The sequence below is a fragment of the Nitrincola alkalisediminis genome (assembly GCF_009821115.1).
Taxonomy (GTDB): domain Bacteria; phylum Pseudomonadota; class Gammaproteobacteria; order Pseudomonadales; family Balneatricaceae; genus Nitrincola; species Nitrincola alkalisediminis.
In genome coordinates, this window is record NZ_VYTY01000010.1 from 14,711 (window position 1) to 31,673 (window position 16,963).

A 16,963-nucleotide genomic window follows, 5' to 3' on the forward strand; every position below is an offset into this window, starting at 1 on the left:
GTGCTACAGATGCTCCGAATCTCACAGACGTAAAGTTACTAATAGTCTATTGTAGCTAAATTCAAGAGTGAGTGATAACTCTTCAGTAGAGTGAGTGGCCTCATGATGGGATTGTATGACTTTTTAAATCGAATTTTAGTGCAGACGCTTTAAAAAAAAGCCATCTTATGCTATAAAATGCCCTCCCAAAAATCGTGCGTAAAGCACACTTAACACACACACTTATCGGCACATACTTTCTGGGTGCTGCGCTTGCAGTGGAAAGATGGGATAGGTGGAGGTTAAACCCACTTTTACAGGAATAGATACAATGGCAAAAGTTTCAATGCGTGACTTGCTAAAAGCAGGTGTTCACTTCGGTCACCAGACTCGTTACTGGAATCCAAAGATGAACAAGTTTATCTTTGGCGCGCGTAACAAAATTCATATCATCAACCTAGAGCATACGCTTCCTGCACTGAATGGTGCGTTAGATGTTGTGCAAAACATGGCGTCCAACAAAAACAAAATTATGTTTGTTGGAACCAAGCGTGCGGCAAGCAAGGTTATCAGGGAAGAAGCGCAACGCGCGGGTATGCCTTACGTTAACCACCGCTGGTTAGGTGGTATGTTGACTAACTATAAAACAATTCGTCAGTCGATCCGTCGTCTGCGTGAATTGGAAGCGATGTCACAAGACGGTACTTTCGATAAGTTGACCAAGAAAGAAGCATTGGTGCGTACTCGCGAAATGCAAAAGCTTGAATTGTCAATCGGTGGTATCAAGGATATGGGCGGTTTGCCTGATGCTCTGTTCGTTATCGATGTTGATCATGAACGTATTGCTATCAACGAAGCGAACAAACTGGGTATTCCTGTTATCGGTATCGTTGATACGAATAGCAACCCAGATGGCGTTGATTACGTCATTCCTGGTAATGACGATGCGCTGCGTGCTATCCAGATCTATGCTCAGTCAGTTGCTGATGCGTGCATCGAAGGTCTTGGTCAAAACGTAGGTGTGGTTAGCGAATTCGTAGAAGTCGAAGAGCAGGCTGCTGAGTAATCAGTTTGTCACACTCGCAGGATTAACTTGATTGATTCGCAATGAGGGGAGCGCGGCTCCCCTTTTTTCGATTCAGATAAACGTAAAAATTTTGAGAGGAAATCAACATGGCTAACATCTCTGCAGGCCTGGTTAAAGAGCTTCGTGAGCGTACTGGTCTGGGTATGATGGAGTGCAAAAAAGCACTCGTTGAAGCAGAAGGCGATATCGAAAGAGCGATTGACGATCTTCGTAAATCATCAGGAATGAAAGCAGCAAAGAAAGCAGGTCGTACTGCGGCTGATGGCGTTGTTGCCGTTAAAGTTGCTGATGACAATAGCTACGCTGTTGTGTTGGAAGTGAACTCAGAGACTGACTTCGTTGCTCGTGATGATAACTTCCTTGGTTTCGTTGAAAGCGTGTTGGCGAAGGCGTTTGCTGATAAGCAAACGGATATCGAGGCCTTGATGGCGGGTGATCTTGAGTCTGCTCGTGAAGCGTTGGTTCAGAAAATCGGTGAAAATATCAGCGTTCGTCGTGCATTCTTGGTTGAAGGTGCGGTTGTTGATGCGTATGTTCATAGCAACAACCGTCTTGCGACTGTTGTTTCGCTAACAGCGGGTGATGCTGAAATTGCGCGTGATGTTGCAATGCATGTAACAGCAGTGAATCCACGTGTTGTTCGTCCTGAAGATATGCCTCAGGAAGAACTGGATCGTGAAAAAGATATTATTATGGCTCAACCGGATATGGAAGGTAAGCCACAAGAAATCAAAGAAAAAATGGCTGTTGGTCGTATCAAAAAATACCTTGCTGAAAACAGCTTGGTTGAACAGGCATTTGTTAAAAACCCAGAGCAGACCGTTGGCCAATTGGTAAAAGCAGCTGGCGCTGATGTTGTTGCGTTTGTACGCATCGGTGTGGGTGAAGGTATCGAAGTTGAGAAAAAAGACTTCGCTGCTGAAGTTGCAGAGCAGCTAAAAGGCTGATCGTGTTCAGTAGTCCTCGCTCGCAGGGCTGCTTCTGTCGCGCTGAAAAAATCAGCGCGACGTCTTCGTTTTTCTTGTACACTACCTCATCTTATTCGAGCGGAGAAGCTACTCATGCCCAGCGCAGACAAACAATCAAGATATAAACGTATTTTGCTGAAACTGAGTGGTGAAGCATTATTGGGTGACGAAAACTTTGGTATAGACCCTAAAGTGTTGAACCGCATGGCGCTAGAGATAGGTCAGTTGGTTGGTATCGGTGTTCAGGTTGGTATCGTTATTGGTGGGGGTAACCTTTTCCGTGGAGCGGCACTGAATGCGGCAGGTTTAGACCGTGTGACAGGTGATCACATGGGAATGTTGGCGACAGTTATGAATGCCCTCGCGATGCGTGATGCGCTTGAACGTTGTAATATAGCGACCCGAGTGATGTCTGCTATCCCAATGAGTGGTGTGGTTGACCATTACGACCGTCGAAATGCAATGCGATATCTGCGTCAAAACGATGTGGTTATTTTCGCAGCAGGTACTGGAAATCCGTTCTTTACGACGGATTCGGCGGCGTGTTTGCGCGGAATTGAAATTGAAGCGGATGTTGTGCTTAAAGCGACAAAGGTTGACGGTGTCTACACTGCAGATCCGATGAAAGACCCAACCGCTACTCGTTACTCGCACCTGAGTTTTAACGAGGTGTTGGAAAAACAATTAGGTGTAATGGACATGACAGCGATCTGTCTCACGCGTGATCACAATATGCCTGTGCGAGTGTTTAATATGAATAAACACGGCGCCCTGGTCAATGTGGTTATGGGTGGAGATGAAGGTACGTTGATTGATGCAGGTCCTGAAGCAGGAGGTTCAAATGATTAATGAAATTATCCGCGATGCCGAAGTTCGTATGAAAAAGAGCACGGAGTCGCTTGTAGACAATTTTAAAAAAATTCGTACAGGGCGTGCGCATCCCAGTATATTGGATAGTATTCAAGTGTCCTATTATGGTTCGCCAGTGCCGATTCAGCAGGTTGCAAACGTAATGGTTGAAGATGCGCGCATGCTCACCATCGTTCCCTGGGAAAAGAAAATGGTGCCAGAAATCGAAAAGGCCATCATGAAGTCGGATTTGGGAATTAATCCAAATACATCGGGCGATGTGATTCGAGTCCCCATGCCTGCTCTAACTGAAGAGACGCGTAAGGGATATACACGCCAAGCGCGTGCAGAAGCAGAGGGTGCAAAGGTCGCAATTCGTAACATACGCCGTGATGCGAACTCAAGTTTTAAAGACGCCCTTAAGGGTAAAGAAATAAGCGAAGATGATGATCGTCGCGGTCAAGATTTAGTTCAAAAACTAACCGATAAATATGTGGCTGAAGTGGACGCATTGCTGGCTCATAAAGAGTCAGAGTTAATGGAAATATAACAAATATTTATGGACGCGAGGCGCTAAGCCTCGCTGACGTCTACTATGTCTAATCAAATGACTCTTACATCGATCCCAAATACGAGTATACCTCGTCATATTGCAATCATTATGGACGGAAACAATCGTTGGGCAAAGCAACACCGCTTACCTGGATTGGCAGGCCATAAAGCGGGTGTAGCCAGTGTGCGCAGTGTCATTGAGGGGTGTCTAGAGGAAGGTGTTAGTGTATTAACCTTGTTTGCATTTAGCAGTGAAAACTGGAAGCGTCCTGAGCCTGAGGTTAGAGGCTTGATGGATTTGTTTTTTATCTCGTTAAATCGAGAGGTTAAAAAACTCAACAAGCATGGTATACGTTTAAATATCATTGGTGATCGCTCTCGATTCTCAATGAAATTACAAGAAAAAATGAAAGCGGCTGAAGTATTGACTGAAAATAATTCGAAGTTGATTCTGAATGTCGCTGCCAATTATGGTGGTCGCTGGGATATAACGAATGCCGCAAAATTGATTGCGCAGCGTTGTCTCGAAAGTCAGATGACGCCATCTGACATAAATGAAACCACTTTTCATGATTTTACATCACTAGCCAATTTCCCAGATCCTGATCTTTGTATACGAACAGGTGGGGAAAAACGAATCAGTAATTTTTTGATCTGGCAAATGGCCTATGCTGAACTTTATTTCAGTGATTCATACTGGCCAGATTTTGATAAACACCAATTATCAAGTGCAATTAAGGACTATAGCCAGCGTCAGCGTCGATTCGGTAAAACCGGTGAGCAGATAGAGGCTAATCACATTGCTTAAACAACGACTCATTACAGGCCTTATTTTAGGTGTAGGGATTTTAGCCACTGTTTGGTGGGCGCCATTGTGGCTGTTTTCTTTGATAGTGGGGGCCGCAACCGTATATGGTGCTTGGGAATGGTCAAACTTTTGTCGCTTTAAGCCCATTGGGCGCATTGCCTATGTTGTGATGTTGGCCGTTTTAATCTTGTTGTTATTCGTGGGGATGGATGATGCACTTGCAGCCATTATTACGATATCGGCGGTTGCATTTTGGTTAGGCGCTTTGGTGTTAGTGTTACGTTACCCCTCCGAGATTAAATGGCGAGCACGAGGGCATAAACTTATTATTGGGATGTTTGTTTTAATACCCGCTTGGTTGGCTTTGGTGCGCTTGAAAGAGATGCCCAATGGCGAAATGTTAATACTGCTATTGCTTCTCTTGGTTTGGGGCGCGGATACTGGTGCCTATTTTGCGGGTCGAGCCTTAGGAAAGCATAAGTTGATGCCCAATGTCAGCCCAGGGAAGACGATTGAAGGCTTCGTCGGTGGTTTGGCTGTGTGTATGTTTATTGCGCTATCCTTCTCGATATGGAACGAACTAACTGGAGCAGCGTTGGTCTATTTGGTTCTGTTGTCAATTGTAACCGCTATGGCTTCGGTTTTGGGTGATTTGTTCGAAAGCATGTTTAAGCGAGAGCGAGGAATTAAAGACAGCGGCACATTGCTTCCAGGGCACGGTGGAGTCTTGGATCGAATCGACAGTTTAACGGCGGCGGCCCCTGTGTTTTTGTTCGGGCTACAAATGGCACCTCCTTTTTAAATGCAAATAATTTGAGAGACGGTTAATGGGCGTATTGCAGACACTTTTAGCAACCCTAGTCACGTTGGGAATACTGGTGACTATTCACGAGTGGGGTCATTATTGGGTTGCTCGGCGTTGTGGTGTCAAGGTGCTGCGTTTCTCTGTTGGTTTTGGTAAGCCCTTGTTTAGCTGGAAAGGCCGTGATGATACTGTCTATGCCGTTGCAATGATTCCCTTGGGTGGATATGTCAGCATGCTGGATGAACGTGAAGGGAATGTTCCGCCTGAGTTCAAACATCAAGCCTTTAATAACAAACCTGTGTTGCAGCGAATTGCGATTGTCGCCGCAGGTCCTATCGTGAACTTGTTGTTTGCCGTATTAGCCTACTGGTTTTTATTTGTTGTCGGAACTCAGGTTATTGTTCCTAAAGTGGGTGATGTGCGTCCAGGATCGCCTGCGGCCATGGCCGGTATAAACCCGGGTGAAGAAATTCTGAGTGTTGATGGCTATAAGGTTGTTTCTTGGGATCAGGTTAATCTGCGCTTGGCGGCAAGGATAGGTGAGACAGGGCAAGTGACTGTAATCGCTGCTGAGCCTGGTCGCAGTGAACGGGTATACCAAGTTGAATTAAACAATTGGCGCGTTGATCTTGAGCGTGAATCACCAATTACTGCAATGGGATTTATGCCGTGGAGGCCAGATGTTGCACCTGTTTTGGGGCAGTTGTTAGACGATGGTCAAGCCGCATTGTCGGGTTTAAAAATGGGTGACCGCATTGTGGCCGTTAATGATGAGTGGATTGAAAGCTGGCAGCAGTTAGTTGAAAAAGTGCAGGGCAGTGCGGGTGAGCGCTTAAATATATTGGTTGAACGTAACGGTGAACGTTTGGAATTTGATGTTGTGCCCGCTGCACGTCACAGTGAACAAGGTGTTGTAACGGGATACATAGGTGCGGGTGTTGCAGCAACCACTTGGCCAGATGATATGATTCGAGAGGTTCGCTACAATCCGATTGTCGCTTTAAAAATGGGGGTTGAAAAAACAGGTCAGATGATTATGTTGACCTTGGATTCCATTCGAAAGATGATTGTCGGTGTTATTTCTGTAAAAAACTTGAGTGGACCGATTACCATTGCTAAAGTGGCGGGGGATTCGGCAGCATCCGGTTTGGAAACCTTTATTAGCTTCCTTGCTTACCTTAGTATCAGTCTTGGAATCTTGAATTTACTTCCAATACCGATGCTAGATGGCGGTCATCTGATGTATTATATGGTTGAACTGATTAGAGGTAAGCCAGTTAGTGAGCAAGTGCAGATGTTTGGCCTGAAAATAGGGATGTTCCTACTTTTCAGTCTTATGGCGCTTGCAATCATTAATGATATCGCTCGTCTTTAACGCGTAGAGACTACTTTAACTGAAACTATCAAAAAGAATTTTTGGCATGAAACGCACGCTCACATTGTTTTTAGTTTCACTCCTTTGGGTCGCACCTGCCCACTCAGACAATGTCTTTGTGGTCAATGATATTCGAGTCGAAGGATTGCAGCAGGTCGACGCAGGCAACGTCTTCCGTAATTTTCCTATCGCAACCGGAGATCAAGTGGATGGGGCGGCTCTTGCTGCCGCGACTCGCCAACTTTTTCGTTCAGGATTCTTTGAAGATGTGCAGTTAGTGCGTGAAAATGACGTGCTAGTACTTGTCTTGCGTGAGCGACCTGCCGTTGCGATTATTCGCATTGAAGGCAACAAGGCCATCAAGGAAGAACAGTTACGCGAAGGTTTGAAGCAGTCAGGCCTTCAAGAGGGCGATATCTTCCGTCGAGCAACACTTGATCAAATCGAACTTGATTTAATGCGAGTCTACACCACGCAGGGTCGTTACGGTGCCGATATAACCACTGAAGTTGAGAACCTGCCGGGTAACCGTGTGGCATTGAACATTAATATTACTGAAGGCCGTGTGGCGAGCATCAGTCATATAAATATTGTGGGGAACACCGTTTTTACAGATAAAGAATTGACGGATCTGTTTACCCTTCAGTTGCCGAATTTTTGGTCTTTTTACACGAAGTCCGATCAGTATTCTCGTGAAAAACTGTCTGGGGATCTAGAGCGTTTACGCTCTTACTACTTAGACCGCGGTTATATCAACTTCTCAATTGACTCGACGCAAGTTGCTTTGTCGCCGGATAAGCAAGACGTCTTTATCACGGTTGATATCACCGAAGGTGAGCAATTTAAAGTGGCAGATGTTGTGTTTGTCGGAAATCTAGTGGTATCTGACGACGTGCTTCAATCCAAGCTCAGTATGACCGCAGGTGATGTGTTCTCGCGCAGAGAAATGACCGATTCACAAGAGCGTCTTGTTCGTTTACTTGGCGATCAAGGCTACATGTTTGCGAATGTGAGCCCAATCCCTGAAATCAATGACGATAACACGGTATCGATTCGTTATTTTATCGAACCAGGTAAGCAAACCTATGTGCGTCGTATCGGTATACGGGGTAACACACGTACCGCTGATGAAGTCATTCGTCGCGAAGTTGAACAGATGGAAGCCGGTGTGGTATCAAGTGCGGCTATCGAGCGTTCGCAAACACGTATCGAGCGTACTGGATATTTCCGCTCTGTGAATGTTGAAACGCGCCCAGTTGCCGGCACAGATGATCAAATCGATTTAGAGTTTATTGTTGAAGAGCAGCAGTCAGGACAGTTAAGCGCAAGTATCGGCTTCTCACAAAGTGAAGGGATTATCTTGCAATTGGGTGTTTCCCAAGAAAACTTCTTGGGCTCAGGTAAGAGTGTTGCGTTTAATGTCTCAAACAGCTCAACCTTAACAGAGTATAGCTTTAACTACTTAGATCCCTTCTTCACAGTCGATGGTGTGAGTCGTGGGTTTAACGTGTTTTACAGAGAAGAAAACTTCGACGAAGATGATCGTGGTGATTACAATACAGATTCGTTTGGTGGCGGTATTACCTTTGGTTATCCGATAGATGACTTTCAGCGTTTGAGCTTTTCAGGTGATGTTGAGTTCCTACGTCTAAAAAATAACCTTGCCCTTCAAGGCACTGAAGTGTTTGATGTTATTAATCGTTTCACCCAAGACAATGGTGATGAGTACCTCAACTGGAAGTTGACGGCAGGTTGGAGTGACAATCGCCTGAATCGTGGATTTTTCCCGACCAAAGGCCGTTCACAAGGGGCGAGCTTAGAAGTTTCCATTCCTGGAAGTGATTTGGATTACTATCGTGCCCAGTATAACAATCGTTTTTACTGGCCAATCAATAGTGATGAAACCTGGATAGCTTCGCTGAGAAGCCGTGTCGGTTATGCGGATACTTACGGTGATAAAGATTTCCCCTTCTTCAAAAACTACTTCGCAGGCGGTTTAACCTCTGTGCGTGGATTTGAAGCAAATAGCTTAGGCCCTCGTTATAGCCGTGGAAATGTCAGCAGTGCCCAGCGTTCGATGGGCGGAAACGTATTAGTGTCAGGTAGTGCTGAGTTGATTTTTCCAATGCCCTTCTTAAAAGATAAGACTGCATGGCGCCCCTTGGTATTTATGGATGCGGGTAACGTATTTACAACCAAATGTTTAAAGGGAGCAACTCAAAATACATGCAAAGAGGGTGTTGATTTTGGAGATTTGCGTTATTCAGCAGGCGTTGGTTTGAGTTGGCTTACCCCTGTAGGTCCCTTATCAATCTCGTTGAGTAAGGCATTAAATAGTAAATCTGGTGACGAAACGGAAGTGTTCCAGTTCGCACTAGGTCAGTCATTCTGATTTAAGGGGAAGTAATGAAAATTAAAGGTACTTTAATACTGTTGATGCTTGTGTTCAGCAGTCAAGCGTTTGCAGATAGATTCCGTGTGTTAGGCGTGCAGGAAGCATTACTGAGCTCCAAGGCAGCTGAAGATTTTAGAGCGTCAATGGAGCGAGAATTTGCGGCCGAAGAACGTGCGTTGATTGAATTAGAGCGTCAAGCGGTTGCTGTACGAGATCGTATTCAGCAAAATCAAGGTCTCATTCCTGATCAGGAAATGGAGCAGCTACATCTGCAATTCCAAAAAGCCTTCACCGAATATCAAACACGTGGTGAAGCGATGGCCGAAAAACAAATTGAGCGTGAACAAGAGTTCTTGGCATCAATGCGTCCTAAACTGGATCAAGCCATTCGTTCGTTGATTGAAAATGAAAAAATAGATGTTGTCTTTGCAAAGCAAGCAACGGTATATGCTAGCAGCACTATTGATATCACACCTCGTGTGATCGAACTTTTAAATAGACAGTAAGCGACAACCGATGGCATCAGAGGTCGGCTTTTCTTTGCAGACTCTTGCCTCTATTGTTGAAGGTAGGATTCAGGGTGATCCAGCGATGATAATCAATGGATTAAATACCCTGAATCTTGCGGGTAGAGGTGAACTTTCCTTCTTTGCGAATCCACGATATATCCACCAGCTTAGCGAAAGTGGCGCAGCTGCGATTTTGGTATCAAGTGATTATGCCCACCTAGTTAAGAACTCAGCCGTGATAGTAGCGGACCCTTATTTGGCGTTTGCAAAGCTGACACATCATTATGATTGGCGTCGGCCAGCTCAGCCGGGTATCTCACCTCAGGCTATTGTGGATCCAACGGCTGTTGTTCATGAGTCGGCCCAGATTTGCGCCAATGTCGTTATTGAGGCCGGAGTTAAGATTGGCGCCAACGTGTATATCGGTCCGAACTCAGTGATAGGTTCGCATTCTATAGTAGGCGATGCTTGTCGATTAGAGGCCAATGTGACGCTGTACCCTAATGTTCATTTGGGTGAGCGGGTCTTGATTCATAGTGCCAGCGTTTTGGGTGCGGATGGATTTGGATTTGCGAAAGAGCAGCGGCAATGGGTGAAAATCTGTCAGTTGGGTGGCGTGAGAGTAGGCGATGATGTTGAAATAGGGGCGAGTGTTACCATTGATCGAGGGGCGCTAGCGGATACTGTCATCGAAAAAGGCGTCAAACTGGATAATCAAATCCAGATAGCGCATAACGTTCAAATAGGTGAGCACACCGCTATCGCAGGGGGTACCGCCGTTGCTGGCAGTACTCGTATTGGCAAATATTGTACGATTGCCGGAATGTCAGGGATTACAGGACACCTTGAAATAGCGGATAATACGCATATTACGGCCATGACGTTGGTCAGTAAATCAATTGATAAAGCAGGAGCTTACTCATCTGGAACGGGTCAGGAACCTCATCAGCAATGGAAGCGTAACGTAGTGCGTTTCCGGCAGTTGGACGAGCTGGCTAAACGGGTACGTAAGCTTGAACAGACACTAGCAGAAGACAACGAATAAGGTTTAATATCAAATGATGGATGTAAAAGAAATCCGTAAATATCTACCACACCGCTATCCATTTTTGTTGGTGGATCGTGTGCTTGAGCTAGTGCCTGGCGAGTCTATCGTTGCGATTAAAAATGTAACTGTTAACGAGCCCTTTTTTAATGGACATTTTCCTGATCATCCCGTGATGCCAGGCGTTCTTTTAGTCGAAGCCATGGCGCAGGCGGCGGGGATTTTGGGTTTCAAAACAATGGATAAAACGCCAGAAGACGGATCTATATACTACTTTGTAGGCGCGGACGATTTACGCTTCAAGCGTCCTGTTGTGCCTGGAGACCAAGTCAAGTTAGAAGCTCAGGTTTTATCTGAGCGACGTGGTATCTGGAAGTTTGCCGTTAAAGCAACCGTTGATGGCGCAATCGTCTGCAGTGCGACGATTTTATGTGCAGATAGGAAGGTGTGAGTTTGATTCATCCGACGGCAATTATCGATCCGAGTGCAAAGTTAGCAGTCAATGTTAAAGTTGGACCTTGGTCCTACATTGGGCCTGATGTTGAAATTGGCGAAGATACGCAGATTGAGTCACATGTTGTTATCAAAGGTCCAACGCGTATTGGTAAGGGTAACCGTTTTTTTCAATTCGCCAGTATTGGAGAAGAGTGCCAAGATAAAAAATACCGCGGTGAACCCACCCGTCTAGAGATTGGTGACTTTAATGTCTTTCGCGAAGGTTGCACGGTTCATCGAGGCACAATTCAAGATCAAGGTTTGACCTTGATTGGCAGTCATAATTTATTCATGGCTTATGTGCACGTTGCCCATGATTGCAGGGTCGGCAACCATGTTATTCTGGCCAATAATGCTGCGCTTGCAGGGCATGTGAGCGTTCAGGATTATGCGATACTTGGTGGTTTTACGGCTGTGCATCAGTTTTGCCAAATCGGTGCCCATGTCATGTGTGGCGCTGGTACCGTTGTGCTGAAAGACATACCTGCTTATGTCATGGCCAGCGGAAATTCTGCCACGCCACACGGTATTAATTCTGAGGGCTTAAAGCGTAGGGGATTCGGTAGCGAGACCCTTGCTGAAATACGTAGGGCGTATAAAGTCATCTATCGACAAGGTTTGACCCTTGATGAGGCCATTGCACGTCTCAAGCAAAGCTCTCAAGCGGAACCTGCTTTAAACGTGTTGATTGATTCTTTAGAGGGATCAGAACGAGGAATCATCCGTTAGGGGTGTGGTAAGCGAGTGAATTCAAAAAGGGTTAAAATTGCTATAGTCGCTGGTGAAGCATCCGGCGATATCCTAGGTGCGGGGCTGTTGAAAGCATTAAAGTGTCATTTTTCCAACATCGACATTGAAGGCATCGGTGGAGATTTGATGCTGGAAGAAGGGCTTCGCAGTCTCTATCCAATGGAACGCTTATCTGTGATGGGACTAACAGAAGTGCTAGGGCGTTTGCCTGAACTTCTGAAGCTGCGCAAGCGTTTAGCCGAGCACTGGAAGCAAAACCCGCCAGATGTTTTTATTGGAATAGATGCCCCTGACTTTACACTAGGTCTTGAAGAGCACTTGAAAGCGTCAGGAATTGCAACGGTTCATTATGTCAGTCCTTCCGTTTGGGCATGGCGTAAAAAACGTATTTTCAAAATCAAACGAAGCACAGACCTGATGCTGACTTTGCTGCCATTTGAAGCCGCCTTCTACGAGCAGCACCAACAGAGAGTTGCTTTTGTTGGCCATCCGCTTGCCGATGATATTCCTCTACTTCCGAATGCCGAGCATGCCAAGTCCCTTTTGAAAATTGCACTGGATAAGCGTGTTGTGGCCTTGCTACCTGGAAGCCGTAAAAGTGAAGTTTCGCAGCTCGCGAAAGTGTTCTTGCAAACAGCACAGATGCTCACTAAACAGGATCCAGATCTTGTTTTTGTGTTGCCAGCTGCGAATCAAAAGCGATATCAGGAGCTGCAAACGCTTATTTCAGACGAGTTTTCTGAGCTGAATGTGCAGTTGTTGCTCAAACAGTCCCAAATTGCGATGGAAGCAAGCGATGCGATTTTAATCGCGTCAGGTACGGCCACACTTGAAGCTATGCTTTATAAAAAGCCGATGGTAGTTGCTTACCGTTTGTCGCCTATCACCTATTGTATATTATCAAGAATGATTACAAGTCAGTGGGTGTCATTGCCCAATCTTTTGGCACAACAAACCTTGGTGCCAGAGCTCCTGCAACAGAAAGCAACACCCAATCTGTTAAGTGAAGCCCTATTGCAATCCCTTGAAAACACAGCTTATCGAGCCTCGCTGGTTGATCGTTTTACCGAAATTCATCATAAACTTCGTCAGAATGCGAGTGAAAAAGCAGCCGCAGCGGTCATATCCCTAATGCAAGATAAGCAACGACTGGCTACAGATGTTGAGGTTCGAAATGTCTAGGATTGCTGGTGTTGATGAGGTTGGGCGAGGCCCTTTAGTCGGAAATGTTGTGACGGCAGCTGTAATATTGGATCCAGAGCGTCCGATTATTGGCTTGCGGGACTCAAAAAAACTGACCAAAAAAAAACGAGAAGCACTGTTTGATGAAATCTGTGAAAAGGCACTCAGCTATGCAATTGCCTATGCCACACCTACGGAAATAGATGCATTAAACATCTTGCAGGCAACGATGTTGGCGATGACTCGAGCTGTTGAAGGGCTTTCGATTGCGCCGGATCTTGTACTGATAGATGGCAATCGCTGTCCGAGTTTGCCGTATGAAAGTAGAGCAATTGTCGGTGGAGATGACCAAATTGCAGAAATCAGTGCGGCCTCTATTTTAGCGAAGGTGGTTCGGGATCGTGAAATGCAAGCGTTAGATGAGCGCTATCCTATGTATGGGTTTGCCCAGCATAAGGGGTATCCAACCAAGGCACATCTCCTCGCGTTACGTGAGTATGGTCCCATCGAAGAGCACCGGCGGAGCTTTAAGCCCGTCCGTGTATTGCTCGAATCATAATGCGGAGCAGATTGCTCAATTCGCTTCAACTTTGATCCACGTGTTCAATATGGGAAAATCGAAATGTCTACACCCTCCTTTGTGCACCTGCGCGTTCATACGGAATATTCGCTTTACGACGGTCTTGTCCGTATCAAAAAATTGGTCGCCCAAGCACAAGCGGCTGGTATGCCTGCGGTCGCCGTAACGGATCAAACGAACCTCTATGCGCTCATCAAATTCTATAAGGCTGCGTTAGGGGCCGGAATTAAACCCATTTGTGGTGTTGATTTTTGGGTGGTGAACCCACAGGATGATCGTGCAGACCCTTTTCAATTCACCTTGCTGATCAAAAATCGTAAAGGCTATAAAAATTTAATGGAGTTGGTATCAAGGGCCTATTCTGAAGGGCAAAATTTATTTCCCGGTAGAGCAGTTGTTCGCCGAGAGTGGATTGCAGAAAAAGCAGAAGGCCTGATAGCGCTGTCCGGTGCAACAAAAGGTGATGTTGGGCGTGCGGTCTTGGCAGGTAATTCCGCCCTGGCTGAAGAGTCGCTTCAATACTGGATGAATGTATTCCCTGATGCCTACTATCTGGAGGTTCAACGGACAGGACGGCCTGGAGATGAAGAGTGGCTTCATGCCAGTGTCGCGCTTGCGAATCAGTTTGCATGCCCATTGGTTGCAACCAATGAAGTGATGTTCTTAAAAGCAGATGACTTTGAGGCTCATGAAGCAAGGGTTTGCATCAATCAAGGACGGGCGCTTGACGATGCTTCCCGCCCTAAAGACTATTCCGATCAGCAGTATTTCCGAAGCGCAGATGAGATGGCGCGCTTGTTTTCGGATTTGCCGAGTGCTTTAGAAAATACGGTTGAGATTGCCAGACGTTGCAGCATAGACGTCGAGTTAGGTACCTACTACCTTCCTGAGTACCCCATTCCTGACGGAATGACAATGGACGACTATTTTAGAAAAGTCTCCTGTGAGGGTTTGGAAGAGCGTCTTGAATTTATCTTACGAAAAGATGACCCTGAGTATGAGTCTAAGCGCCAAGTCTATTTTGATCGTTTAGACTTCGAACTAAACATCATCATTCAAATGGGGTTTCCAGGCTATTTTCTAATCGTTATGGACTTCATCCAGTGGGCAAAGGATAACGGCATTCCTGTGGGTCCAGGGCGTGGTTCGGGAGCGGGCTCCCTTGTTGCCTATGCTCAAAAAATAACAGACTTGGACCCACTTGAGTACGACTTACTTTTCGAGCGCTTTTTGAACCCCGAGCGTGTTTCGATGCCTGACTTTGATATCGATTTCTGTATGGATAATCGAGACCGGGTAATCGATTACGTGGCAGAAGCCTATGGCCGTGAAGCGGTTTCGCAAATTATCACCTTCGGAACGATGGCGGCCAAGGCGGTTGTAAGGGACGTTGCGAGGGTGCAGGGTAAGCCATTTGGTATGGCAGATCGGCTTTCAAAACTCATTCCATTTGAAGTGGGTATGACGCTGGAAAAAGCGATTGAGCAAGAGCCTGCGCTTAAAGAGTATATTGAATCGAGTGAAGATGTTGCCGAAATCTGGGAAATGGCTCTCAAGCTAGAAGGAGTCACTCGGAACGTTGGTAAGCACGCTGGAGGCGTCGTCATAGCGCCGACCAAATTGACTGACTTTTCCGCGACCTATTGTGATGAGGAAGGACAAGGCCTAGTTACCCAATATGATAAAAACGATGTTGAGGAAGCGGGGCTGGTCAAGTTTGACTTTTTAGGCTTAAGAACGCTGACCATCATTGATTGGGCGCTTAAAACCATTAATACATTAAGACGCCAACAGGGGAAAGACGATTTACGGATCGAAGGAATTGACCTAGAAGATCAAGCCGTCTTTAAGCTGTTGCAACGGGCTGAAACCACCGCTGTATTTCAGCTTGAGTCGAGCGGGATGAAAGACTTGATTCGTCGTCTTCAGCCGAGCCGTTTTGAAGACATTATCGCATTGGTGGCCTTGTTCAGACCAGGTCCATTGCAATCAGGCATGGTTGATGACTTTATCAACCGTAAGCATGGTCGAGCAGCACTTGCATGGCCTCACCCAGATTATCAATTAGACAGCCTTCAGCCAGTACTTGAGCCAACCTACGGGATTATTCTCTACCAAGAACAAGTCATGCAGATTGCTCAGGTGATGGCGGGCTATACGCTGGGTGAGGCAGACTTGCTGCGCCGTGCCATGGGTAAGAAAAAACCCGAAGAAATGCAAAAACAACGTCAGTTCTTTTTGGATGGCTCGGCTAAACAAGGCATTGATGTAGGGCTTGCGGGAAATATCTTTGACTTGGTTGAAAAGTTCGCAGGCTACGGTTTTAACAAGTCACACTCTGCTGCCTATGCGCTCGTGTCCTATCAGACAGCCTGGTTAAAAACCTATTACCCCGCACCCTTCATGGCGGCAGTACTGTCGTCCGATATGCAGAACACAGATAAGGTTGTTGTGTTTATTGAAGAGTGTCGGCAGATGAAGTTGACGCTACGCTTACCCGATGTCAATACCAGTGAATTTATGTTTACGGTCAATGAGGCGGGCGACATTATTTATGGTCTAGGTGCCGTAAAAGGGGTGGGTGAGGGGCCCGTCGAGGCGATTGTTACGGCCCGTCAGCAGGGCGGCCCTTTTACCGATATTTTTGATTTTTGTGCACGTGTAGGTGCTAAAAAGTTAAATAAGCGAGTGATGGAAGCGCTCGTGCGTTGTGGTGCGCTAGACAGTTTAGGAAATGTGGGGCGCGCCGTTCTTTGGAATGCGATCAGTCCAGCCCTGCAAGCAGCCGATCAGGCCGCGCGTAATCAAGATGCCGGCATGTTTGATTTATTCGGAGATGTCGAGGCGGAAACCCCGAGTGATCCATATGCCGATTATCAAAAAGTCCGTGAGTGGACAGATAAAGAGCGCTTGCTTGGTGAAAAAGAAACCCTGGGACTCTATGTGACCGGGCACCCAATTGATGAATATGAAAAAGAACTGTCACGAATGATTAGTAGGCGCTTGGTGGAAATTCAACCACAAAAAGGGCGCTCACAAAAAATGGCAGGATTGGTGGTTGATTTACGGTTAAAGAAGACTAAGAAAGGCGACACTCTGTGTTTTGTTACGCTTGATGATCGCAGCGCACGAATGGAAGTCACGCTCTTTGGTGAAGCCTATGAGGCTGCCAAAGGCTTTGTTGCCAAGGATAAAGTCCTCATCATTGAAGGTGAGGTTGCGAACGATGAGTATAATGGCGGCATTAAGGTGCGTGGGCAAACGGTGATGAGCATTGTGCAAGCCCGAGCTAAGCAGGCCTTGGCATTGCAAGTATGCTGTGATGAGCGCGTGTTGCACCGTCAAACGCTTCAGTATTTAAAAACACAAATGGAGCAAAATCGATATGATTCGGAGCGTCTCCCTGTGCATCTTCGTTTCTCACGGAAAGACGCCGAAGGGGTAATAGTGCTGGGTACTGACTGGCAGTTAGAGCCGAGTGATGAGCAATTGCTTGCACTTAAAGAAATATTTGGTAATGATGCGGTCGAATTGCGTTGGCCGTAAGGGGCAGGATTGGACTGGAGATCAGATGAATCTGCAGG

Annotated in this window: 15 protein-coding genes; all 15 read left to right on the top strand. The window is 46.3% G+C overall.

Annotated elements, in window-relative coordinates; all coding sequences use genetic code 11:
* Positions 1-310 precede the first annotated feature (310 nt).
* The 15 genes from rpsB to dnaE all read left to right on the top strand — a co-directional run bounded on the left by rpsB (position 311) and on the right by dnaE (position 16,925).
* Positions 311-1,045 carry a 30S ribosomal protein S2 gene (gene rpsB / locus F5971_RS14390; RefSeq protein ID WP_036508272.1) on the top strand — a complete coding sequence of 245 codons (735 nt, stop codon included), beginning with the start codon at positions 311-313 and terminating at the stop codon, positions 1,043-1,045.
* Between the two features lie 107 nt (positions 1,046-1,152).
* The gene (tsf, locus tag F5971_RS14395) at positions 1,153-2,013 is read left to right on the top strand and encodes a translation elongation factor Ts (RefSeq protein ID WP_193495628.1); all 861 of its coding nucleotides are present in this window, start codon (positions 1,153-1,155) and stop codon (positions 2,011-2,013) included.
* A gap of 114 nt (positions 2,014-2,127) precedes the next feature.
* Positions 2,128-2,883, top strand: a complete 756-nt coding sequence (gene pyrH / locus F5971_RS14400; RefSeq protein WP_036508274.1) for a UMP kinase — start codon at positions 2,128-2,130, stop codon at positions 2,881-2,883.
* Positions 2,876-3,433, top strand: coding sequence for a ribosome recycling factor (gene frr, locus F5971_RS14405; protein WP_036508277.1), 558 nt, complete (start codon positions 2,876-2,878; stop codon positions 3,431-3,433). Before pyrH ends, frr begins: the two co-directional genes overlap by 8 nt.
* 45 nt (positions 3,434-3,478) lie before the next feature.
* Positions 3,479-4,243, top strand: coding sequence for a polyprenyl diphosphate synthase (gene uppS, locus F5971_RS14410; protein WP_081763721.1), 765 nt, complete (start codon positions 3,479-3,481; stop codon positions 4,241-4,243).
* Positions 4,236-5,045, top strand: a complete 810-nt coding sequence (locus tag F5971_RS14415; protein ID WP_193495630.1) for a phosphatidate cytidylyltransferase — start codon at positions 4,236-4,238, stop codon at positions 5,043-5,045. Before uppS ends, F5971_RS14415 begins: the two co-directional genes overlap by 8 nt.
* A gap of 25 nt (positions 5,046-5,070) precedes the next feature.
* A complete protein-coding gene (gene rseP / locus F5971_RS14420; protein WP_193495632.1) occupies positions 5,071-6,423 on the top strand; it encodes an RIP metalloprotease RseP in 1,353 nt (450 codons plus the stop codon).
* Between the two features lie 46 nt (positions 6,424-6,469).
* Positions 6,470-8,815, top strand: a complete 2,346-nt coding sequence (gene bamA / locus F5971_RS14425) for an outer membrane protein assembly factor BamA (protein ID WP_193495635.1) — start codon at positions 6,470-6,472, stop codon at positions 8,813-8,815.
* Between the two features lie 14 nt (positions 8,816-8,829).
* Positions 8,830-9,324, top strand: coding sequence for an OmpH/Skp family outer membrane protein (locus F5971_RS14430; RefSeq protein WP_193495637.1), 495 nt, complete (start codon positions 8,830-8,832; stop codon positions 9,322-9,324).
* 10 nt (positions 9,325-9,334) lie between these two features.
* Entirely contained in the window at positions 9,335-10,372 is a 1,038-nt protein-coding gene (gene lpxD / locus F5971_RS14435; protein WP_036508287.1) for a UDP-3-O-(3-hydroxymyristoyl)glucosamine N-acyltransferase, read from the top strand.
* Between the two features lie 13 nt (positions 10,373-10,385).
* The gene (fabZ, locus tag F5971_RS14440) at positions 10,386-10,823 is read left to right on the top strand and encodes a 3-hydroxyacyl-ACP dehydratase FabZ (protein WP_081763722.1); all 438 of its coding nucleotides are present in this window, start codon (positions 10,386-10,388) and stop codon (positions 10,821-10,823) included.
* A 2-nt stretch (positions 10,824-10,825) separates the two neighbouring features.
* Positions 10,826-11,596 carry an acyl-ACP--UDP-N-acetylglucosamine O-acyltransferase gene (lpxA, locus tag F5971_RS14445; RefSeq protein WP_081763723.1) on the top strand — a complete coding sequence of 257 codons (771 nt, stop codon included), beginning with the start codon at positions 10,826-10,828 and terminating at the stop codon, positions 11,594-11,596.
* A 15-nt stretch (positions 11,597-11,611) separates the two neighbouring features.
* The gene (gene lpxB, locus F5971_RS14450) at positions 11,612-12,799 is read left to right on the top strand and encodes a lipid-A-disaccharide synthase (RefSeq protein WP_036508292.1); all 1,188 of its coding nucleotides are present in this window, start codon (positions 11,612-11,614) and stop codon (positions 12,797-12,799) included.
* A complete protein-coding gene (gene rnhB, locus F5971_RS14455; protein ID WP_237748515.1) occupies positions 12,792-13,358 on the top strand; it encodes a ribonuclease HII in 567 nt (188 codons plus the stop codon). Before lpxB ends, rnhB begins: the two co-directional genes overlap by 8 nt.
* Before the next feature lie 63 nt (positions 13,359-13,421).
* Positions 13,422-16,925, top strand: coding sequence for a DNA polymerase III subunit alpha (gene dnaE / locus F5971_RS14460; RefSeq protein ID WP_193495640.1), 3,504 nt, complete (start codon positions 13,422-13,424; stop codon positions 16,923-16,925).
* Positions 16,926-16,963: the final 38 nt, after the last annotated feature.

What these genes read in the sequence shown, in the direction of transcription:
- rpsB (WP_036508272.1), top strand. Translation starts at nt 311, where the DNA reads ATGGCAAAAGTTTCAATGCGTGACTTGCTAAAAGCAGGTGTTCACTTC.
- tsf (WP_193495628.1), top strand. Translation starts at nt 1,153, where the DNA reads ATGGCTAACATCTCTGCAGGCCTGGTTAAAGAGCTTCGTGAGCGTACT.
- pyrH (WP_036508274.1), top strand. Translation starts at nt 2,128, where the DNA reads ATGCCCAGCGCAGACAAACAATCAAGATATAAACGTATTTTGCTGAAA.
- frr (WP_036508277.1), top strand. Translation starts at nt 2,876, where the DNA reads ATGATTAATGAAATTATCCGCGATGCCGAAGTTCGTATGAAAAAGAGC.
- uppS (WP_081763721.1), top strand. Translation starts at nt 3,479, where the DNA reads ATGTCTAATCAAATGACTCTTACATCGATCCCAAATACGAGTATACCT.
- rseP (WP_193495632.1), top strand. Translation starts at nt 5,071, where the DNA reads ATGGGCGTATTGCAGACACTTTTAGCAACCCTAGTCACGTTGGGAATA.
- bamA (WP_193495635.1), top strand. Translation starts at nt 6,470, where the DNA reads ATGAAACGCACGCTCACATTGTTTTTAGTTTCACTCCTTTGGGTCGCA.
- F5971_RS14430 (WP_193495637.1), top strand. Translation starts at nt 8,830, where the DNA reads ATGAAAATTAAAGGTACTTTAATACTGTTGATGCTTGTGTTCAGCAGT.
- lpxD (WP_036508287.1), top strand. Translation starts at nt 9,335, where the DNA reads ATGGCATCAGAGGTCGGCTTTTCTTTGCAGACTCTTGCCTCTATTGTT.
- fabZ (WP_081763722.1), top strand. Translation starts at nt 10,386, where the DNA reads ATGATGGATGTAAAAGAAATCCGTAAATATCTACCACACCGCTATCCA.
- rnhB (WP_237748515.1), top strand. Translation starts at nt 12,792, where the DNA reads ATGTCTAGGATTGCTGGTGTTGATGAGGTTGGGCGAGGCCCTTTAGTC.
- dnaE (WP_193495640.1), top strand. Translation starts at nt 13,422, where the DNA reads ATGTCTACACCCTCCTTTGTGCACCTGCGCGTTCATACGGAATATTCG.